This window comes from Cryptosporangium sp. NPDC051539, from assembly GCF_044454545.1.
Taxonomy (GTDB): domain Bacteria; phylum Actinomycetota; class Actinomycetes; order Mycobacteriales; family Cryptosporangiaceae; genus Cryptosporangium.
The window spans coordinates 95,477-115,537 of sequence record NZ_JBITDV010000008.1 but is presented as its reverse complement, the minus strand read 5'-3'; the positions used below and the strand labels follow the sequence as shown (position 1 = coordinate 115,537).

The 20,061-nt window shown below is 72.0% G+C and carries 20 protein-coding genes; 11 read left to right on the top strand and 9 right to left on the bottom strand.

The window, feature by feature from the left end; translation table 11 throughout:
• Positions 1-49: 49 nt before the first annotated feature.
• Complete coding sequence (locus ACIBZJ_RS24790; protein WP_395933427.1) at positions 50-2,620, top strand: DNA translocase FtsK 4TM domain-containing protein; 2,571 nt, start codon at positions 50-52, stop codon at positions 2,618-2,620.
• Positions 2,621-2,626: 6 nt separating this feature from the next.
• Here the strand turns inward: ACIBZJ_RS24790 and ACIBZJ_RS24785 are convergent, their stop codons facing one another.
• Positions 2,627-3,166, bottom strand: coding sequence for a hypothetical protein (locus tag ACIBZJ_RS24785; protein ID WP_395933425.1), 540 nt, complete (start codon positions 3,164-3,166; stop codon positions 2,627-2,629).
• A 430-nt stretch (positions 3,167-3,596) separates the two neighbouring features.
• On the opposite strand from ACIBZJ_RS24785, the gene ACIBZJ_RS24780 reads away from it, so the two are divergent.
• Positions 3,597-4,538 (top strand): nucleoside-diphosphate kinase, encoded by a 942-nt coding sequence (locus tag ACIBZJ_RS24780; RefSeq protein ID WP_395933423.1) that lies wholly within the window; start codon positions 3,597-3,599, stop codon positions 4,536-4,538.
• Here the strand turns inward: ACIBZJ_RS24780 and ACIBZJ_RS24775 are convergent.
• A complete protein-coding gene (locus ACIBZJ_RS24775; RefSeq protein WP_395933421.1) occupies positions 4,489-5,028 on the bottom strand; it encodes a peptide deformylase in 540 nt (179 codons plus the stop codon). The two genes, ACIBZJ_RS24780 and ACIBZJ_RS24775, sit on opposite strands and share 50 nt — an antisense overlap.
• A 230-nt stretch (positions 5,029-5,258) precedes the next feature.
• Here ACIBZJ_RS24775 and ACIBZJ_RS24770 point away from each other — a divergent pair, with 230 nt between their 5' ends.
• A complete protein-coding gene (locus ACIBZJ_RS24770; protein ID WP_395933419.1) occupies positions 5,259-5,963 on the top strand; it encodes an HAD family hydrolase in 705 nt (234 codons plus the stop codon).
• Here ACIBZJ_RS24770 and ACIBZJ_RS24765 read toward each other — a convergent pair.
• The gene (locus ACIBZJ_RS24765; RefSeq protein ID WP_395933417.1) at positions 5,925-6,968 is read right to left on the bottom strand and encodes a helix-turn-helix domain-containing protein; all 1,044 of its coding nucleotides are present in this window, start codon (positions 6,966-6,968) and stop codon (positions 5,925-5,927) included. The two genes, ACIBZJ_RS24770 and ACIBZJ_RS24765, sit on opposite strands and share 39 nt — an antisense overlap.
• A 218-nt stretch (positions 6,969-7,186) precedes the next feature.
• Between ACIBZJ_RS24765 and rimO the strand changes: the two genes are divergently transcribed.
• The 7 genes from rimO to ACIBZJ_RS24730 all read left to right on the top strand — a co-directional run bounded on the left by rimO (position 7,187) and on the right by ACIBZJ_RS24730 (position 12,932).
• On the top strand, positions 7,187-8,704 hold the full coding sequence (rimO, locus tag ACIBZJ_RS24760) for a 30S ribosomal protein S12 methylthiotransferase RimO (protein ID WP_395933415.1): 1,518 nt from the start codon (positions 7,187-7,189) through the stop codon (positions 8,702-8,704).
• A complete protein-coding gene (gene pgsA / locus ACIBZJ_RS24755; protein WP_395933413.1) occupies positions 8,701-9,324 on the top strand; it encodes a CDP-diacylglycerol--glycerol-3-phosphate 3-phosphatidyltransferase in 624 nt (207 codons plus the stop codon). Before rimO ends, pgsA begins: the two co-directional genes overlap by 4 nt.
• The gene (locus ACIBZJ_RS24750; RefSeq protein ID WP_395933411.1) at positions 9,321-9,824 is read left to right on the top strand and encodes a CinA family protein; all 504 of its coding nucleotides are present in this window, start codon (positions 9,321-9,323) and stop codon (positions 9,822-9,824) included. Before pgsA ends, ACIBZJ_RS24750 begins: the two co-directional genes overlap by 4 nt.
• A gap of 198 nt (positions 9,825-10,022) precedes the next feature.
• Positions 10,023-10,460, top strand: coding sequence for a helix-turn-helix domain-containing protein (locus ACIBZJ_RS24745; protein WP_395933409.1), 438 nt, complete (start codon positions 10,023-10,025; stop codon positions 10,458-10,460).
• A complete protein-coding gene (locus ACIBZJ_RS24740; RefSeq protein ID WP_395933407.1) occupies positions 10,457-11,092 on the top strand; it encodes a helix-turn-helix domain-containing protein in 636 nt (211 codons plus the stop codon). Before ACIBZJ_RS24745 ends, ACIBZJ_RS24740 begins: the two co-directional genes overlap by 4 nt.
• Before the next feature lie 184 nt (positions 11,093-11,276).
• Positions 11,277-12,155, top strand: coding sequence for a PspA/IM30 family protein (locus tag ACIBZJ_RS24735; protein WP_395933405.1), 879 nt, complete (start codon positions 11,277-11,279; stop codon positions 12,153-12,155).
• 3 nt (positions 12,156-12,158) lie between these two features.
• Positions 12,159-12,932 carry a hypothetical protein gene (locus tag ACIBZJ_RS24730; RefSeq protein ID WP_395933403.1) on the top strand — a complete coding sequence of 258 codons (774 nt, stop codon included), beginning with the start codon at positions 12,159-12,161 and terminating at the stop codon, positions 12,930-12,932.
• Positions 12,933-12,940: 8 nt separating this feature from the next.
• On the opposite strand, the gene ACIBZJ_RS24725 is transcribed toward ACIBZJ_RS24730, so the two are convergent.
• Positions 12,941-13,759: an Fpg/Nei family DNA glycosylase gene (locus ACIBZJ_RS24725; RefSeq protein ID WP_395933401.1), complete on the bottom strand. Its 819-nt coding sequence runs from the start codon at positions 13,757-13,759 to the stop codon at positions 12,941-12,943.
• A gap of 67 nt (positions 13,760-13,826) precedes the next feature.
• On the opposite strand from ACIBZJ_RS24725, the gene ACIBZJ_RS24720 reads away from it, so the two are divergent.
• Positions 13,827-14,744, top strand: a complete 918-nt coding sequence (locus ACIBZJ_RS24720) for a hypothetical protein (protein WP_395933399.1) — start codon at positions 13,827-13,829, stop codon at positions 14,742-14,744.
• 17 nt (positions 14,745-14,761) lie between these two features.
• On the opposite strand, the gene ACIBZJ_RS24715 is transcribed toward ACIBZJ_RS24720, so the two are convergent.
• The 5 genes from ACIBZJ_RS24715 to ACIBZJ_RS24695 form a co-directional block, all read right to left on the bottom strand.
• Complete coding sequence (locus ACIBZJ_RS24715) at positions 14,762-16,429, bottom strand: DUF4153 domain-containing protein (protein ID WP_395933397.1); 1,668 nt, start codon at positions 16,427-16,429, stop codon at positions 14,762-14,764.
• 79 nt (positions 16,430-16,508) lie between these two features.
• The gene (locus ACIBZJ_RS24710; RefSeq protein ID WP_395933395.1) at positions 16,509-17,555 is read right to left on the bottom strand and encodes an ATP-binding protein; all 1,047 of its coding nucleotides are present in this window, start codon (positions 17,553-17,555) and stop codon (positions 16,509-16,511) included.
• Positions 17,552-18,238 (bottom strand): response regulator transcription factor, encoded by a 687-nt coding sequence (locus ACIBZJ_RS24705; protein ID WP_395933393.1) that lies wholly within the window; start codon positions 18,236-18,238, stop codon positions 17,552-17,554. The genes ACIBZJ_RS24710 and ACIBZJ_RS24705 overlap by 4 nt, the downstream gene beginning before the upstream one ends.
• A 63-nt stretch (positions 18,239-18,301) precedes the next feature.
• The gene (locus ACIBZJ_RS24700; RefSeq protein ID WP_395933391.1) at positions 18,302-19,054 is read right to left on the bottom strand and encodes an ABC transporter permease; all 753 of its coding nucleotides are present in this window, start codon (positions 19,052-19,054) and stop codon (positions 18,302-18,304) included.
• Positions 19,051-19,947: an ABC transporter ATP-binding protein gene (locus tag ACIBZJ_RS24695; protein ID WP_395933389.1), complete on the bottom strand. Its 897-nt coding sequence runs from the start codon at positions 19,945-19,947 to the stop codon at positions 19,051-19,053. Before ACIBZJ_RS24695 ends, ACIBZJ_RS24700 begins: the two co-directional genes overlap by 4 nt.
• Positions 19,948-20,061 lie beyond the last annotated feature (114 nt).

The following is a 20,061-nucleotide window of genomic DNA, read 5'->3' as shown; positions in this document are numbered from 1 at the left end:
CGCGGCGCGGCAGCCCGAGGGACGAGTGTCGGCACGATACGGTTGTTACATGCCTGGTGGTGGTTCTCGTGTGTCCGGAAGCAGGAACGGGCCCGCGAAGAAGGCTGCTCCGCGCAAGGCCACCGCGGCCAAGGCCGCCGGATCGAAGGCCACCCCCCGCAAAGCCGGCGCCAAAGCCACCAAGCGCGCCCCCGCTCGCAAGGCTCCTCCGTCCCGCGTTCCCGGCCCGACCCAGGTGTTCGTCAACGCCTGGCTGCTCCTGGCCCGTGGCGTCGGGGGTGGCGTCCGCGCGGCCGGGCGTCAGGCCTCGAGCGCGCGAGACTTGCCGCCCGAGCACCGGCGCGACGGTGCCGGTCTGCTGGTCCTGGCACTCGGGATCGTCGCGGCCGCCGCGCTCTGGTTCGACGCGGGTGGCCCCACCGGTGAACTGACCCGGATGGCCGTCCGCTGGCTGTTCGGCTCCCTCGCCGTCGCGCTCCCGGTCCTGTTCGGAGCGGCCGCCGTCCGGATGATGCGGACGCCTGCCGACCCGGAACACCGGGGCCGCATGCTCGTCGGATGGTCGGCGCTCATCCTCGGTTTACTGGGCCTGTTCCACCTCGGAGCCGGTGACGCGAAGAACCCCGACACCTGGACGCACGCCGGGGGAGTGATCGGGCGGTTCGCGGCCGGTCCACTGGTCGCCGCGGTCACCGCCTGGGTGGCGATCCCGATCCTGGTCCTGGTCGTCCTGTTCGGAGTCCTGGTCGTGACCGCGACGCCGATCGCGGCGATCCCGGCGCGGCTCGACCAGCTCTGGGGCCTCACCCAGGGCCGGGTTCGCGTGCTGCCGGAGGAGGACGACGAGGACGCCGGGCTCGACGTCGTCGACGACGCGATCGCCGCGGCGCCGAGGCCACGCCGGCGCCGCCGGACGCCCGAGGGCATCACGCCCGACAACGGCCCGGCCGGCGACCCCGAGGAGACCGGCGCGATCCGGCGCTCCGGGCCCGAGAGCGTTCCGGCCGCCGGCGTACCCGGCCCGCGGCCCGGCGTGCGACGCGCGTCGCCGTCCGACATCCCGGCCACGCCGCCGAAGCCCGCGCCCGAGCACACGCCGGCACCGACCCGTGCCGAGCAGCTCGCGCTCACCGCGACCGAGGGCGACTACAAGCTGCCGCCGCCCAACCTGCTCGCGTCCGGCCCGCCGGCGAAGACCCGCAGCCGCGCGAACGACACCGTGATCGCCGCGTTGACCGGCGTCTTCGAACAGTTCGACGTGGACGCCGCGGTCACCGGCTTCACCCGCGGGCCGACCGTGACGCGGTACGAGATCGAGCTCGGCCCGGCGGTCAAGGTCGAGCGGATCACGCAGCTGTCCCGCAACATCGCCTACGCGGTGAAGTCGCCCGACGTCCGGATCATCAGCCCGATCCCGGGCAAGTCCGCGGTCGGCGTCGAGATCCCGAACACCGACCGCGAGAACGTGTCGCTCGGCGACGTCCTGCGGTCGCACGCCGCGACGTCCGACGAGCACCCGATGCTGGCGGCGCTCGGCAAGGACATCGAGGGTGGCTTCGTCGTCGCGAACCTCGCGAAGATGCCGCACATCCTGGTCGCCGGCGCGACCGGCGCCGGGAAGAGCTCGTGCATCAACACGCTGCTCGTGTCGATCCTGAGCCGCGCCACGCCGGACGAGGTGCGGCTGGTGCTCATCGACCCCAAGCGAGTCGAGCTGACGCTCTACGAGGGCATCCCGCACCTGGTGACGCCGATCATCACGAACGCGAAGAAGGCCGCGGACGCCCTGCAGTGGGTCGTGCGCGAAATGGACATGCGCTACGAGGACCTGGCCGCCTCGGGTGTCCGGCACATCGACGACTTCAACAAGAAGGTGAAGAACGGCGGGATCGTCGCTCCTCCGGGAAGCGAGCGGGTCTACCGTCCGTACCCGTACCTGCTGGTGATCGTCGACGAGCTGGCCGACCTGATGATGGTGGCGCCGCGCGACGTCGAAGACGCCGTCGTCCGCATCACGCAGTTGGCGCGGGCGGCAGGCATCCACCTGGTGCTGGCCACCCAGCGCCCGTCGGTGGACGTGGTGACGGGCCTGATCAAGGCCAACGTGCCGTCGCGGCTGGCGTTCTCGACCTCGAGCCTGGCCGACTCCCGGGTCATCATCGACCAGCCGGGCGCGGAGAAGCTCGTCGGGCGCGGTGACGGGCTGTTCCTCCCGATGGGGGCGAGCAAGCCGATCCGCATCCAGGGCGCCTGGGTGAGCGAGTCCGAGATCGCCGCCGTCGTCAAGTTCTGCAAGGAGCAGCGCGATCCCGAGTTCCGTGAGGACGTCACCGCGCCGACCGTGGCGAAGAAGGACATCGACGAAGACATCGGCGACGACCTCGAGCTGCTGTGCCAGGCGGTGGAGCTGGTCGTGACGACCCAGTTCGGGTCGACGTCGATGCTCCAGCGCAAGCTGCGGGTCGGGTTCGCCAAGGCCGGGCGGCTGATGGACCTGATGGAGTCGCGCGGTGTCGTGGGTCCTTCCGAGGGTTCGAAGGCCCGCGACGTCCTGGTGAAAACCGACGAGCTCGATTCGGTGATCACGATCCTGCGCGGCGGCAGCGTCCCGGACGAGTAGAGCCGGTCAGGGGGTCCGGTGAGCCGCCATCGCGGCGGCTCGCGCACCGGCCTCCCGCGGGGTGAGGACCTCGCCGCCGACCACCACGGCGTCGAACGCGTCCAGTGGGATGCGCTCGAAGAGCGGGGAGCCGAGCGTCTCGAAGACGTCCGGCGGCACCAGCCGGTCTGGCGTCGTGACGATGACGGTGGGCAGGCGCCCGGCCAGTTCCCGGGTGCCGACGATGTTGAGGATCTCGGTCGGCCCGACCGCGTCCGCCCCGGCGAGCCCGGTCTGCCCGTCGAGCGTGACGGCCGCGGACGACCCGATCTCCGCCGCACCGACGCGCGCCAGCAGCCGCTTGGTGATTCCGCTGCTCGGGGCGGCCAGGAACCCGCCGGTGCGGCCGGAGAGCAGCTCGTAGGCCGTGTTCACGGCGGCTTCCGCGTCGTGCTCCAGCTGCGCCGCGAAGCGCGGCAGCTCCACCCGCGGGTCGCCCGACCGCAGCCGCCGCTCGAGGTGCCAGAGGCTCGCGTACCCGGAGAGTTCGCGCCGCAGAAAACGCATGCTCTGCGTTACGAGTTCTGATTGATCCGCGATTTCTTCGAGTTCGGAAATGGCGCGCAAAGTGACTCCGGTACATCCGACGCCGCGAACGGACGTCAGTGCGACGAGCTTTGCGGGGATATTTTGCTCGGTCACCGCATGCGACCTTTCGAATCGGTATCTCGTTACCGGAGAACTAAGCTACCGTGGAGGGGTAGCGGCACTTCATCCGCGGTCGAATACAGCCGATGCTGCCCGAATGTGTGGACGCATCGCTGCGGTATGACTCCCCGGTGCAACCTGCGTCCGCGCGCTGTACTGGGACGATGACACCGGGCACGTCGAGCGACCGCCGAGCGGTCTGGAGGGGACGGTGCCTGCGCCGGACCAATTTGTCCGCCCGGCGAAGCCGGAAATCATTCAACTGGACACCGCTGCAATTCCCCGGCCGGTGGACGCCCGATTAGCTCACTCGGCGGTCAAGCGTCAGCTCTATTCGGTCGACACGTATTTTCGCGACTCCTGGGAAGACCTTTTCCGGATTGCCGGTAACGATGCATTCGGTATCGCCGACCGGCACGCATTTGCGCTGCTCAAACCCGATGCCGTGGTGCGCCGGAAACTGTCGGCGGCATTGGAGTGGCTGTCCGTGCGGGGATGGCGGGTGGTTTATGCCCAGCGGTTCCGCGTCAACCGGTGGGCGGTGCGCGCGTTCTGGCAGTACCAGTGGAACACCGCGACCCGTGACCGGCGGGAGATGGCCGATCTCTACATGTCCGCGACCGACTCGCTCGTGCTCCTCCTGCGGGCGCCGGACCCCTCCCGGTCGCCGGCCGAGACCGCCTGTTCGGCGCTGACCAGGGTCAAGGGCTCGTCGGACCCGGCCCGCTGCCGCCCCGGCCAGCTCCGCTACGTCCTCGGTACGCTCAACCAGCAGCTCAACCTCGTCCACAGCGCCGACGAACCCGCGGATCTGGTCCGCGAGATCGGGATCTGCTGCACCGCGGCCGAACGCGCCGCGCTCTACCGTGCCCTCCACCGCGACGACCGGGCCGACGACCGCGCCGCGGAGCTCGCCGTCGGGCTGGAGTCCGAGCAGGAGCGCGTCGACCTCACGCTGGCGGGCACGGTCGCCCGCATCCGCGGCCGGTTGACGCACCCCACCCGCCTCGAAGCGCTCCTCGGCGACGCACTCGACGGCCGGACCGGCAACTGGCGGGAGATCGTCGCGCTCGCCGATCGGTCCGGCCTCCCGCTCACCGGCTGGGAGCGGGTCGTGCTCGGCACCTCGCTGCTGGTGCCCACGCTCCCGCACGTCGTCCCGCTCGTCCCGGACGCCTCCGTCAGTAGTGCCACCCCACCCCGGTACCCCGGTAGTCCGCCACCGGAATGAGCCGTTCGCCCGGTTCCAGCAGATGCGAGTACAGAAGGCCGTCGAGGTGGTCGATCTCGTGTGCCACCAGACGCCCGACGCTGCCGCCGAACGTGCTCCGTTCCAGCGTGCCGTCTTCGCGCTGGTGCTCGACCGTGAGCGCGAGCGGACGCCGCACCCGTCCCCGGACGTCGAAGAAGCTCAGGCAGCCCTCGTAGCGCGGGACGTCGAGCGTCGCGGACTGGTCGACGACCCGCGGGTTCACCAGCGTGATCGCCTCGTCGGAACCGGCCGGGAACACGATCGCGGCCCGCCGCGGTACACCGATCTGCGGAGCGGCGAGCCCCATGCCCTTACTGAACGTATGGACGAGACGGATCCGCCGGACCGCGTCCCGGAGCTGATTCATGGTTTCCGTCGCGAGCGCGGCGTCGAACGGGAACACGAATCCGTCGGCTGCGCACTGCAGACCGGGGTCGTCCTCCACCTGTGCGATCCCCAGCGCACGCATGTCCGCACTGGACGCGGAGCGAGCGGGGCCAACAGGCGTGAACGTTGTGACGGAAGTTGCTAGAGAGGCCACGGAAGCGCAGATTAGCGCTTCGACCCCGATTCCCGCTGACACCCCACCGGGGCGATACCGCCCCGGAACCGCCTTACCGGCGGGAATACTCATCCATTCTCACGCCGATGGGGCATCTGAGCGATTGCCTCCGCCCAGGTGTCGAATCACTCTGGGGTGTGTCGCACTTGCCGGGAAGTGAGGAAAGCCCACAGGATGACGTCGCGTTACGGGCCGTGTTGTTCGATATGGACGGCACCCTGGTCGCGAGCGACGACGTGTGGGACCAGGCCATGGCCGAATTGGCCGCCACCCACGGCGGTCAGTTACCGCCGGAGTTCTTCGTCCGCAGTGTCGGGTTGGCCACAGCCGAGGCGATGCTGATCGCCCACGAAGTGCTCGGCCTCCCGGACGACCATCTCGACCGTAACCTCGCCTGGCTCCAGGAGCGGGCGCTCACCCTTCTCGCCGAAGAGCCGCCGCCCTGGTTCGACGGGGCCCGCGAACTCGTCCGGACCGTCCGGGCCGCGGGTCTGCTCACCGGCCTGGTGACGTCGTCCGGGCGTGAGCACGTCGAGGCCGCGATCGCGGCCACCGACCGCGGCCGCTTCGACGTGATCGTCTGCGGCGACGACGTGGTGACCCCCAAGCCCAGCCCCGAGCCGTACCTGCGTGCCGCCCGCCTGCTGGGCGTCGACCCGGGGGCGTGCGCGGTGGTGGAGGACTCGGCGATCGGCGTCGCCAGCGCGGTGGCGGCCGGGTGCCGGGTCGTCGTCGTGGCACCCGTCACCAACGCCTGCCTCAACGCCGACGGGATCGGAGCGGTCGACCTGGACCTTCTCCGGTCACTGCACCACGGCCGGCCGTCTCCGGTTCAGGGCTGATCTCCGTACCGCTGAGCGCCCACCGTGGTCACTCCGGTCGGTGGGCTCGGTCCGGTCCGGACGGTCGACCGCCCGTCCGGACCGCGGCTCGGGCTCGGCCCGGGTCTGGAACTGCCAGAGCAGGCGGTAGCGAGCGTTCAGCTGGGGCTGCGGCACCTCCCAGAGCCACTCGACCTCACCTTCGGACGAGTGGCTCACCCGGGGGTTCGCGGCCAGCGGAGCACCGTCGGCGGTCATCGACGTCTCGGTGCCCCAGACCCGCGGCTCCAGGTGCGCCGGGAACCGCAGCCGCACCGAGAGATACCGGGTGGGCAGCCGGATCGCGCGCTGGAACCAGTGCCCCCAGGTGCCCTCGGCGACCGTGTAGGAGTACTCGATCCAGGTCCGCTCGCCCGGGTAGAGCGGGAACTCGTAGTCGCCGTTGCGGAACTGGAGCCAGACCTGCTTCACCGTCGGCTGGTCCTGCGCGACTCGCCAGTCCATCGGCTCGCCGTCGCAGGTCGCCTGCAGGTCGATCGTGTCCCAGTCGAGCGCGGACTCGGAGTCGTCGTCGCTGGAGATCTTGATCCAGTACAGCGTGACCGGCTTGCTGCCCACGTTGTGCAGGTGACGGCGGATCGTCATGACGTAGTTGCGCCCGTCGAACCGCATGGACGCCTCTTCGCGCTCGACCACCAGGTCGGAGTGCGGGTCGGCCGCGGTGGCCGACGTCGGCGCGGCCGGGCCGGTGGCGGCCTCGTGCCGTGAGCGGTCGTATTCACGCCAGAGCAGCCACAGCCGGCCGCCCGAGCCGAGGACGTCGTCCGCACGGCGGGCGAAGTCTTCCGTCGGTCGATGCCGGCCACTCTCGATGTGGCTGACGTACGACGGGTCGAACGACATCCGGCGCGCGAGGGCCTTCTTCGATAAGCCGGCCTCGACACGACGGCGCGTCAACTCCTTGCGAAACGCGTCCATCGTCGCTGTCACCTGCGTCACCGGGGTAGTCGTGACGTTCTGGTCCATGTGCGCACCTCACTGAGTGCGTGGACATACTCCACACACTGTAAGCCGTAGGAGCGTCACCCGGCGTTGTGTACGCGGACCTCGCCCGTTTTGTGGGCATTCAACCGTGAATCTGCACGCGGCTTCTGTCACGGTAGATGCACATCGGTTCCCCCCGCTACGTGTCCGGCTCCCTCGGTCCGGTAAGGAAAGCTCCGGAGTGCCGGTAGGCTCGCCGCATGCCTCGGAATGCCGGCGACCGACGGGTCGCCCTCGTCACGCTGGGCTGCGCTCGCAACGAGGTCGACTCCGAAGAGCTCGCCGGCCGGTTGGCCGGTGACGGCTGGGAACTGGTCGACGCCTCGGACGCGGACGTCGTCCTCGTCAATACCTGTGGGTTCGTCGAGCAAGCCAAGAAAGACTCGGTCGACACACTGCTCGCGGCCTCCGGCAGCGGCGCGAAAGTCGTCGCCGCCGGATGCATGGCCGAGCGGTACGGCAACGAGCTCGCCACCGCGCTGCCCGAAGCCGACGCCGTGCTGGGCTTCGACGACTACACGAACATCTCCGACCGGCTCAACCGGGTGCTGGCGGGCGAGGAGCTGGCCGCGCACACCCCGCGCGACCGGCGTACGCTGCTGCCGATCACGCCGGTGGAGCGGTCCGCCTCGAAAACCGCGATCCCCGGCCACGCCGACCTCCCGGAGGGCATGGCTCCCGCGTCCGGCCCGCGCGTTCTGCGGCGGCGCCTGGAGGGCGGCCCGGTGGCGCCGCTCAAGCTGGCCAGTGGCTGCGACCGGCGCTGCGCGTTCTGCGCGATCCCGTCGTTCCGCGGTGCGTTCGTCTCCCGGCGCCCCACCGAGATCGTCGAGGAGGCACGCTGGCTGGCCTCGCAGGGCGTCCGCGAGGTGGTACTGGTCAGCGAGAACTCGTCCTCGTACGGCAAAGACCTGGGTGATCCCCGGCTGCTGGAGGCGCTGTTGCCCGAGCTCGCCGCGATTCCCGGCCTCGTCCGCGTCCGGGTCTCGTACCTGCAGCCGGCCGAGACCCGGCCGTCGCTGGTGAAGGTCATCGCCGAGACGCCCGGCGTCGCCGCGTACTTCGACCTCTCGTTCCAGCACTCCAGCGAGCCGGTGTTGCGCCGGATGCGCCGGTTCGGCTCGACCGAGCGCTTCCTGGAACTGCTCGCCACCGCGCGCGAGCTCGCCCCGGAAGCCGGGGTCCGGTCGAACTTCATCGTCGGGTTCCCGGGCGAGACGAAGGCTGACGTCGCCGAGCTCACCCGGTTCCTCACCGAGGGCCGTCTCGACGCCGTCGGCGTCTTCGGCTACTCCGACGAAGACGGCACCGAGGCCGCCACACTGCCCGACAAGATCCGGCGCGACACGGTCACCCGCCGTTTCGACCGGATCTCCCGGCTGGCCGAGGAGCTCACCGCGCAGCGCGCGGAGGAGCGCGTCGGCACGCTCGTCGAGGTTCTGGTGGAGTCGGTCGACGAGGACGGTTCGGCCGAGGGCCGCGGCGAGCACCAGGCGCCCGAGGTCGACGGTTCGGTCACGCTCCGCGGCGACTGCCCGGTGCTGGGCCGTCTCGCCGTGGGCGACCTCGTGCGGGCCCGGGTGACCGGCAGTCTGGGTGTCGATCTGGACGCCGAGGTGCTCGGCGTCATCGACCGCGTGGGCGTCGATCAGGCCCGATCTGCCTTCGGAGCCGAGTTCGACGTCCGGGAGCCCACCGCCGTCGGCACCGGCGGATGAGCGACGTGGCGACCGGCGCGACGCCGTCCGGAGCCGCGCCGAAGCGGCAGGCGCCGCTGCTGAACATCGCGAACGTCCTCACCGCGGTGCGCATCGCCCTCGTCCCGGTGTTCGTCGCCGCGTTGATCGTCTCGGACGGGACGCACCAGGGCTGGCTGCTCGCGACCGCGGCATTGTTCCTGATCGCGTCGATCACCGACTACTGGGACGGCTGGATCGCCCGGGCCCGTGACCTCGTCACGCCGTTCGGCGCGATCGCCGACCCGATCGCCGACAAGGCGCTCACCGGGGCGGCGTTGATCGGGCTCTCCGCGTACGACCTGCTCCCGTGGTGGGTCACGGTCATCATCCTGGTCCGCGAGTGGGGCATCACCGCGCTGCGGTTCGGGGTGCTCCGGCACGGCGTGATCCCGGCCAGCCGCGGCGGAAAGCTCAAGACGCTGCTGCAGGTGATCGCCATCATCTGGTACCTGTGCCCGATCACCGGCCCGATCGACTGGATCGGCGCGATCCTGATGGGCGCCGCGTTCGTTCTCACGGTCGTGACCGGCGCCGACTACGTCGTCCAGGCGGTGGCGCTGCGACGCAAGGGCCGCGCCGCCGGCGAGCCCGCCGAGTGACCCACGCACCGGTCCCGCCGACCGAGCCGACCGCGGCCGGTGTCCTCGCGGCGCTTCGTGCCCGCGGCGAGACCCTCGCGACCGCCGAGTCGCTCACCGGTGGCCTGCTCGCCGCGCACCTCGTCGACGTTCCCGGCGCTTCCCGGGTGTTCCGTGGCGGCCTGGTGCCGTACGCGACCGACCTGAAGGCGGCGCTGGTCGGCGTCGATCCGGACCTCCTCGACCGGCTGGGGCCGGTGGCGGCCGAGGTCGCCGCCGCGCTGGCCGCGGGCACGGCGCAGCGGTGCGGGGCCGACTGGGGGATCGGCACCACCGGCGTGGCCGGGCCCGACCCGCAGGACGGCAAGCCGGCCGGCACCGTCTTCGTCGGCGTGGCCGGCCCGGCCGGGCCACCGGCGGTGCGGGCGCTGCACCTGGCCGGCGACCGTCCGGCGATCCGCGCGGCCACCGTCTCCGCGGCGCTCGCGCTTCTGGCCGAACGGCTCGACGGGAAGCCGTAGGAGCGTCCGGACGTTACCGACGCTGATGGCTGATGCAGACGGAACCCCACTCCTAGCCGACGCACGAGTAAACGGCGACCGGTTACGCCCTCGGCAAACGCGGACGCCCCGACGGCCCGTCACCGTGCCTCACGCTGGCCGCTCGGAGTACGGTGAGCCCATGCCTGATCCCTGGCAGCTGCGCGAGAGGGGTGCCTGATGGTCCTGCTGCGCCGGATCCTCGGCGACACGCTGCGATCGCAGCGGCTCGCCCAGCGACGCACTCTTCGTGAGGTCTCCTCGGCTGCGAAAGTCAGCCTCGGGTACCTCTCCGAGGTCGAACGCGGCCAGAAGGAGGCCTCCTCCGAGCTGCTGTCGTCGATCTGCGACGCGCTCGGGGTGCCGCTCTCCGAGGTGCTGCGCGACGTGAGCGACACGCTCGAGGTCGCCGAGACCACGCCTGCCGCCAGCGCGAGCGTTCTCAACGCGGTCGAGCCGGTCGCGGCCCTCACCGGCGCAGCCGTCGGTGGCGACGGCGCCGAGCTCGAGGTCGTCGGCACCGGTCCCAGCCGCCTCGAGGTCCACCTCGACCACGGCCACCACCTCGACAGCCACCTCGACGCGCGCACCCGGCACCGGGTCGTCGCAGCCGCGTGAGCGGCCCCATCCCGGGTGGCCCCATCCCGGGTGGCTCGGTTTCCGGTGGCCCGAGTCGGCCCGACGAGGGCTCCCGGGAGCTGCTGCGCGGCACTCGGGTCCGGGCCGGCAACGCGATGGGGCGCACCCGGGCGTCCCTGCTCGACGCGGCCGTCCGGCTGATCGCCGACCGCGGCACCCGGCGGACGTCGATGACCGATATCGCCCAGGCCGCCGGCATCGCCAAGGGCACGCTCTACAACCATTTCCGGAACAAGGACGAGGTTTTCGCCGCGCTGGTCGAAGCCGAGGTCGTCCTGATCGCGGACGAGTGCCGCGGCCTGCCGCTGGAAGACGCCCTCGCGGTGGCCGCCATCCGGCTCGACACGCACCCGGCGTTGCGTCGGGTTGCCGACGATGACCCGGCCGCACTCGCCGCCCTGGTAGGGGCACACCCGGACGCGCCGGGCCGGCGGGCCGCCCACGCCGCCGCCGCCGACGCGCTGTCGGCGAGCGGCCGCGACCCGCGCGGCGCCGAACTGGTCGTCCGGTGGCTGGCCAGCCATCTCGCCTGGCCCGACCCGGACGACTCCGAGGCGAGCGCCAGACTGCTCTCCGCGGTCCTTCCGCTACGAACCCTGGCTACGGTCTGACCCTGACGCCTACCCTGAGGTTGACCCTGAGCCTGGTCGCGGTCAGGTGACGATGGTGCGCAAGCCTGAGACGATAGGGGAAACGCACCGCATGTCGAGGGTCGAGCACGACTGGTGAACCGGCCGGCTCTGCCGCGGCCGGCTCCGGCCTGGTCGCACGCGCCACAGGGAGTTGAGGACACCGATGGCCAACCCGATCATCAAGGCCTGGAAGTACTTCATGGCATCGCTCGGCGCCACGGTTGACGCGCACGCGGATCCCAAGGTGCAGATCGAGCAGGCGATCGATGACGCCAAGAACCAGCATCGCGCGCTCGTCGAGCAGGCCGCGAACGTCATCGGCAACCAGCGCCAGCTCGAGCTCAAGCTCTCCCGCCAGATGACGCAGGTGGAGAAGCTGCAGAGCTCGGCCAGGCAGGCGCTGGTACTCGCCGACAAGGCGCGCGCCGAGGGCAACGAGCAGCAGGCCGCGCAGTACGAGAGCACCGCGACGGCGTTCGCGACCCAGCTGGTCGCCGCCGAGCAGTCGCTGGAAGACCTCAAGACGCTGCACGACCAGGCCCTCTCCGCCGCTCAGCAGGCGAAGCAGGCCGTCGACAGCAACGCGATGCTCCTCCAGCAGCGCCTGGCCGAGCGGGCCCAGCTGCTCAATCAGCTCGAGCAGGCGAAGATGCAGGAGCGGGTCGCCGACTCGCTGCAGGGCATGTCGCAGCTCACCGCCTCCGGCAACGTCCCCAGCCTCGACGAGGTGCGGGAGAAGATCGAGAGCCGGTACGCGACCGCGATGGGCCGCTCCGAGCTGGCCCAGAACTCGGTCGAGGGCCGGATGCTCGAGGTCCAGAAGTCCGCGCTCGACATGGCCGGCGCCTCCCGGCTCGACCAGATCCGGGCCAGCATGGCCGGTGGTCAGCTCGGGCAGGGCCAGCAGGCGCCCGCCGTCGGCCCGGCCGCCACGACGACGCCGCCCGCGGCCGTGTCCAACGGGTCGCTGCCGCTCGCGGAGCAGCGTCTCAAGGAGCTGCGGGACGCCGATGCGGCCTCCGGCCCGCGGCCGCCGGCGTAGGCCATGATCGGATCCCGAGGGCCGGACGCTCGGGCGCTGCACCTCCGCGCCCTGCGGAAGGCCAAGACCAAGGCCCGCACCTGGACCGTCTGGGCCGCCACGCTGGGCGGCTCGGCGCTGGTGGCGGTGCCCTACGCCGGCCTGGGCCTGCCCGACATCTTCTGGGCGGGCGCGGCCGGTGGGGCCACCGCGATGGCGATTCTGCGCAAGCGCGACCACCGCGAGCTGGCGGCGGCACCGGTGCCGGAACCGGAGCGGCGGCGTGAGCTGACGATCGGGCAGCGGCTGACCCCGCTGCTCGGTCCGCGGATCGGCGCGCTGATCGACTTCCCGCACCGGGTGGTGCTCCCGGCGACGTCCCCGGCGTTCGACGCCGCCCGGCGGCTGAACGAGGCCGCGCGGATCCTGCCGGAGATGCTCGACCGGCTCGGACCGTACCGGGGAGACCTTCCGGCCGAGGCCGACGCCGCCTACGCGACGCTGAAAGACCTCGGCAGCCGGCTCTCACTGATCGAGCGGACGCTGCCGTCCGCCACGCCGGAGGCCCGCCCGCAGATCCTGGCGGCACGGGACGAACTCGTCTCCCGGTTCGTCGAGGGCGTCGACGCGTACGAGTCGCTGACGATCGCGGCGGCCGAGTGTGTCGCCGCCGTGGCCCGCGGCGGCGAAGACAGCTTCTCCACCCGTCTCACCGAAGCCGCCGACCGCCTCGCCGGTATGTCGTACGGGCTCAACACCGTCCACGACACCAACCGCGAGCGCGGCGTCCAGCACTGACGACGGCGTCAGGCCGGCCCCTTCGGCGGGTCGGGCAGGGGCTGGCACGCCGGGCACCAGAAGACGGTTCGTTCGGCGTCGGTGCCTTCGGCGCCGGAGCCGAGCGGACCGGACCGGATGCGGGTGCCGCACCGCAGACACGGGCGTCCGCGGCGCCCGTAGGCGTACCGCTCCTGCCCGCGGAGGAGCGAACCGGTGGTCGACTGCTCGACCCGCGCGCGGTTCGCGAACAGCAAGCGGTGCGCCGTGTTCACCATCGCGGGCAGGTCCGCGACGTCGCCGGCCGGGGTTTCCGGGTGGACGCCCCGGAGGAACAGCACCTCGGCCCGGTAGAGGTTGCCGATCCCGGCCAGATTGCGCTGGTCGAGCAGGGCCAGGCCGATCGGCCGCCGCGGGGTGGCCCGTAGCCGCCGGACCGCCTCCTCGGGGTCCCAGTCGGGCCCGAGCAGATCCGGCCCGAGGTGCCCGACCAGCGACGACTCGTCGTCGGTCGAGATCACTTCCAGGTCGTGCAGCCGGGAGCCGACCGCGACCACCTCGTCGGTGGTGAGCACGACCCGCACCTGGTGACCCGGGCTGCGCCAGCGCTGACCGGGCCGGTAGATCCACCAGTTGCCGTCCATCTTCAGGTGGCTGTGCAGCGTGATCCCACCGGTGACGCGGATCAGCAGGTGCTTTCCCCGGGGCACGGCCTCGGTCACCGTGCGTCCGGACAGGTCCACCAGCGCGAGACGCGGGTGCCGCAGGTCGGACTTGACGATCCGTTGGCCGGCGAGAGCAGCGTGCAACCGGGCCGCGGTCCGGAAGACCACATCTCCCTCGGGCATACTCCTATTTTGACAGCACTCCGGCGGGGCGGCCGGGTCAGCGACAGCGAACGGAGAGCCGAGGTCGATGCCGACCGAGCCTGGTTTCCGGTACCGCCGCTCCGCGGTCACCGAAGCACGTCACGGCCAGGACCGCGTGGTCGCGGTCCGTCGCAAGCCGCGGCGGAAGATGATCGGCGTGCTGATCGTGATCCTGCTCCTCGTCCCGGCCGGCCTGCTCGCGGCGAAATCGCTCTACGGCACGATGAGCGGCTCGGTCGTCGACCCGGAGGTCGCGGCGGAGTCGTCCGGTCCGACCGCGCCCCCGCTCGACCCGAACAATCCGTTCGACGGCACGCCCGCCGACGAGTACCTCCCGCCCGAGCAGGGCATCCAGATGCCGACCGCGACGAAGACCGGGTCCTGGGCGGCCAAGGACGTCGGAACCGTGCTGGAGAAGACCAGGGCGGTGCTGATCGCGGCCCGCACCGACCCGGCCGTGCTCGGCGGTGACTCGTCCGATTACGTGAAGACGCTCGCGCCGAACGTCCAATCGCAGGTGAAGAAGGCGATCGTCAGCGGCACCGACACGCTCGGCTACGTCACGAACCTGGGCGCCGGGTACACGCTGGCCAAGCCGATCCGGGCCACCGGGTCGCTGACCGTCACGTCCGGCTCGCTGAAGCAGCTGATCGTGCGAGCGGACGTGGTCTGGATCTATCCGCTCGCCGGCCCGATGCCCGAGCAGTCCACCGGCGCCGGGGTCCGGCTGGTCGTGCTGCACACGGTGGAGAGCTACGAGTGGTTCCCGTCCAAGGGCTTCGCCGACGAGGACCAGGGCGCGCGGCCGGGTGAAGGCGAGCGGGCGGTGTTCAACGCCGACTGCCCGAAGTACCTCAAGGGTGCGCTGGCGCTGCCGGCCACGGCCGTGCAGGACCCGGTGAAGGGCAACGAGAAGGTGTTCGTCGTGACGACGCCCCTGACGTCCTTTCCCGCCGGCTGCTAGCACGGGCCGACCAGCTACTAGCACGGGCCGACCGGGAGGTCCCGCGCACGCGAGCGGCTGAGGTTCGCGCTGTACCAGGGCTCGTGGTCGGGCAGGTCGTAGAGCAGCGGCCCGAGCGCGCAGGCCCGCCTCGGTTCGGGTAGGCGATCCAGTGCGGGGATCGCGTCCGCCGAGAGACCGGACAGGTAGCCGACGTCGATGCGTCCGGTGCGCTCGTAGCGGGTCACGTTGTGATCGGCGATGAACCCGTCGGGGTTGAGCGCGGCCAGGCCGAGCAGGGTGAGCGCGCCGGTCGCGAGCACGGCGCGGGGGAGCCAGCGGGCCTCCAGCCGGAGGCCGGCGACGGCGATCAGCCCGAACACGACCCCGAGCCCCAGCTCGACGGCCTGGACCAGCACCCGGAGCCGGGTGAACCCGTACGCGTCCTCGTACAGCCACATCCGCCGCAGCGCGGACGCCACCACGAGCGCGCTGAGCAGGCACAACAGACCGAGGAGCGTACGCAGCGCGATCCGGTCCCCGCGGGTCGCCCGCCCGGCGATCCGCACCACGACCGCGATCACCAGCAACGTCAGCGCGGTGACCGCGAGCAACTGCCAGAACCCTTGCCGTGCGTAGTCGGCGTAGGTCAGGCCCGCCGTCCGCCTCACGTAGCGGTCCCCGTCCGCCAGAACCACGAGTTGGACGCCGACGAAGCCGGCGAAGAGCAGGTTCAGGGCGGTGAGCGGGATCGCCCATTCGAGGCGCGGACGGGTCGGGCGGGTCGTCGGGGCGAGCGCGTCGAAGTCCGGGGCCTGGTGGGCCAGCGTGGCGGCGAGCAGCGCGACACCGGCGGCGAACGCGAACAGGACCACGCGGCCGACGCCGGGCCCGGGTTCCGGGCGCGGGAGCAGGTTTCCGACGAGCTCGGCGAAGACCGGGTCGGCCCCGGCGAACAGTGCACCGAAGATCGTCAGCAGGGTGAGCGAGACCGCGGCGACGAGCAGCGCGCGGACGACCGGGAAGCGCCGCCGTTTGAGGCGGCTCGTGCCGCGGACGGTCCAGGTGAACGTGCGCAGCGGCGCGGTGAGCGGGGAGAGCGCGCCGAGCCCGAGGCCGGTCCAGGTGCGTCCGGCCGTCACCGAAAGGATGCCGGTGAGTACCGCGCCCAGGAGGCAGAGACCGACCAGCCAACCGGCCGACCGGATCGCGGCGACGCTGGTCAGCGCGAGCGTGAGCGCGGCGAAGGCGACCTGGCGGTGGCGCAGGGTGTGCGGGCGGGTGGCGAGGGCGGCGCCGAGCACCGCGGTGGCCGCGAGCACGATCCCGAGGCCGAGCCGGTCGGTGACGAGCGTGGCGGCGCCGATGCCGCCGGCGGCCACGGCCGCCAGGAGCACCCGGGGAGGCGCGCCGTCGCGGGTGAGCGGCCACACCTCCGGAGACCAGACCGGCTGCGGTGCGGGCCAGCTCGATCCGGACGCCCACGCCGGCTGTCCGGGCGCGGCCGGGGGCCGCGCGGCCGGGGCCGGGGCCGGGGGCCGGGCGGTGGTCGCGGTGGTGCCGGTGAGCGCGGTGCGCGGCGCGGGCGGCCGGGTAGCGGCGGACGTGTCGCCGGCGGGCGAGGCGAAGCCGCCACTCGCGGTCGCGGACTTTCCGGGCTCGGCCGCCTGGGCGGCCTGGTCTTCGGCGGGGTCCTTCTCGGGCACGACGCTCCTCGGGAGGGTTCACGGACAGGGCGGCAGGGCCGGATGGCGGTTTCGGCCACGCGGCGGGTTGCTACGGGGGTCAGGCGGGCAGCGTCACCTGGATGCGGCAGCCGGGTGCGGCGTCGGCGACCGAGATCGTGCCGCCGTGCAGCTCGACCGCCCAGCGGGCGATCGCCAGGCCGAGACCGGTGCCGCCGTCCCGGGCGACCCCCGGGGTCGAGCCGCGGCTGAACCGGTCGAACACCCGGGTGCGCTCCTCCGGCGGTATACCGGGACCCTCGTCGGTCACCTCGAGCAGCAGCCCGGGCCGTCCGCCGCCGAGCGCGGGCAGCCCGCGGGCCCGCACCAGCACCTGCCCTCCCGGCGGGCTGTGCCGGGCTGCGTTGTCCAGCAGATTGGCCACCACCTGGTGCAGCCGGGCCTCGTCCGCGTTCGCCTGCAGATCCCAGGGCAGGACGTCGACCTCGAGACGCACGTCCGTGCCCACGGCGGCGGCCTCGACGGCGGCGGTGAGGAACGGTCCGAGCTTCACCGGGCTGCGCCGCAGCGGCGCCACCCCGGCATCCAGGCGGGAAAGGTCGAGCAGCTCGGTGACCAGCCTCGACAACCGCTCGGTCTGCCCGAGCGCGGCCCGCAGCGTGACCGGATCCGGCTCGGCGAGCCCGTCGACCAGATTCTCCAGCACCGCCTGCAGCGCGGTGATCGGCGTCCGGAGCTCGTGCGAGACGTTCGCGATCAGCTCGCGCCGCTGCCGGTCGGCGGTCTCCAGGTCCTCGGCCATCCGGTTGAACGCCCGGGCCAGGTCGCCGACCTCGTCGCGGGACGACGTCGAGACCCGCTGGCTGTAGTCACCGCGGCTCATCGTGCGGGCCGCCGCGGTCATCGCCCGGATCGGCGCGGTGGTGCCGTGGGCCAGCAACTGGGACGTGATCAGCGCGACGGCCAATGCGGTGATCGTGGTCCACGGCGGTAGCCATCCGATGCTCAGCACGAACACCGCGAACCCGGCGGCGCCCGAGCCGACCAGCAGGATCGCGAGCTTGAGCTTGATCGACCGGATCCGCCCGAGCGGCTCCGGGAGCCGCCGCAGCGGGGTGGCGACGGTCTGCCAGAGGTGGCGGATCACCGGTTCGGCTCCCAGGCGTAGCCGATCCCGTGGACGGTCCGGATCCGATCGCCGCCGAGCTTGCGCCGCAGCGCCTTGATGTGGCTGTCGACGGCCCGGCTCCCGGCGCCGTCGGTCCAGCCCCACACCGTGGCCAGCAACCGCTCCCGGGGCAGCACCGCCCGGGGCCGGGAGGCCAGACACACCAGCAGTTCGAACTCCGTGCGGGTCAGATGCACTTCCTCGCGGCCGACCCAGACCCGCCGCTCGGTCAGGCTGACCTCGACGTCGTCGATCGTGATGCGTTCGTCCGCGGGCGAGTTCAGCTCGGCGGCCCGGTCGGTGCGCCGCAACAGTACGTGGGCCCGGGCGACCAGCTCACGCATGCTGAACGGCTTGGTCAGGTAGTCGTCCGCCCCGACGGCCAGCCCGACCAGCAGGTCGGTCTCGGCGTCCCGGGCGGTGAGCATCAGCACCGGCACGGCGCGGATCGCCTGCACCCGGCGGCAGACCTCGAGCCCGTCGTATCCGGGCAGCATGATGTCGAGGACGATCAGGTCGTGCGGGTTCGCGGTGAACGCCGCTACCGCGGCGGGCCCGGTGCCGGCCAGTTCCACCGCGAACCCTTCGGCCCGCAGCCGGGTCGCGATCGACTCGGCGATCGTCCGCTCGTCCTCGACCACGAGGACCCGCCGCTCGCTCATGGGCCTCACCGTAGGACCAGGTGGTGGCGGCGGGGCGCGGACGTTGTGGAGATCCGGTGGAGGTTACGCGTCCCGGCGCAGGAGGACGGTGGCGCCGACGCCCAGGAGCGCGGTCACCCAGAGCGCGAGGACGACGGCTCCGGCGGACGGACTCAGCAGGTGGATCGGCCCGTCGTCGCGGCCCTGCGTGTAGAGCGCCTGCGCCGCCGCGAGCGGGAGGTACCGCAGCGTCCGGTCCTCCAACGACTGCGACATCGTGGCCGGCAGCAGGGCCGGGATGATCAGGAACACCGCGACGAACACGGTGATCGCGGCCGCGCTGTGCCGCAGCGCCGTGCCGATCCCGAGCCCGATCAGCGCCGCCGCGACCGGGTAGACGGCGGCCCCGAGGACCGGCCGCACGGCATCGCCCAGCGACACCCCGTCGTCGCCCAGGAACGCCTGCGCGACGAGGAAACTCGCCACGCTGACGACGAGCGTGATCGGTGTCAGCAGCGCCACCAGCAGCAGCCCTTTGCCCGCGAGCACCCGCCACCGGCGCGGCACCGCGGTCAGCGTCGCCCGGATCGTGCGGGCGCCGTACTCACTGGTGACCTGCAGCACGCCGAAGACCCCGAGGATCAGCGCCAGCAGGTCGACGCCGAGATACGTCACGTCGACGGCCTGCGCCCGGCTCGCTGTCTCCTCCCCGGCCCGGATCGCGCCCTCGTACCCGTAGCCGAACGCTCCGGCCAGCGCGATCGTGAGCGCACCGGCCAGCGCCAGCGTGACCCAGTTCGATCGCAACGATCGCGTCTTGATCCACTCGGACTTCATGCGTACTCCACCGCTTCCCTGGTCAGGTTCATGTAGGCCTCTTCGAGCGAGGCCCGGTGCGGGGTCAGTTCGTGCAGAGCGAGCGACTCGCGGTTCGCGATCTCTCCGATCTCGGCGGCGGTGAGCCCGCGGACGGTGGCCGTCCCGGGATCGTCCGCGGTCACGGTGGCGCCGTTCCGGACCAGCGCGTCCCGCAGCGGGGTCGCGTCCGGCGAGCGGACCAGCACGGTGCCGACCTGCACCCGGTCGATCAGGTCCTCCAGGCCGGTGTCCGCGAGCAGACGTCCGCGTCCGATGATCAGCAGGTGGTCGGCGGTGACCGCCATCTCGCTCATCAGGTGGCTGGACACGAGCACGGTCCGGCCCTCCTGGGCCAGATCCCGGAGCAGGGTGCGGATCCAGAGGACGCCGTCCGGGTCGAGGCCGTTGACCGGCTCGTCGAGGATGACGACGCCGGGGTCGCCGAGCAGCGCGGCGGCGATCCCCAGCCGCTGGGACATTCCCAGCGAGTAGCCGCCCGCGCGCCGTTTCGCGGCCCCGGCCATCCCGACCAGCTCCAGGACCTCGGTGATCCGGCTGCGCGGGATGCCGTGGGTGGCGGCGAGGAACTCCAGGTGGGCGTGACCGCTGCGGCCCTTGTGGAGCGGCGCGGCGTCCAGGACGGCGCCGACCGCGCGGAGTGGTGCGTCCAGGGCGGCGTACGGCTTGCCGTCCACCGCCGCGGATCCGGAGGTGGGACGGTCGAGGCCGACGATCATCCGCATCGTGGTGGATTTGCCGGCGCCGTTCGGGCCGAGGAATCCGGTGACGCGGCCCGGTTTCACCGTGAACGTGAGTCCGTCCACCGCGACCGTGCCGCCGTAGCGTTTGGTCAGTGCGTCGAGTTCGATCATGGGTCCAGTCGACGCTTTCCGGGCCGGGGTGCGGCAGACCGCAACGTCGCGGCCGGCCCCGACGAACGTCGTCGCCCGCGGGTGCACCCGCGACTTTCGTCGGTTCCAGTCGGG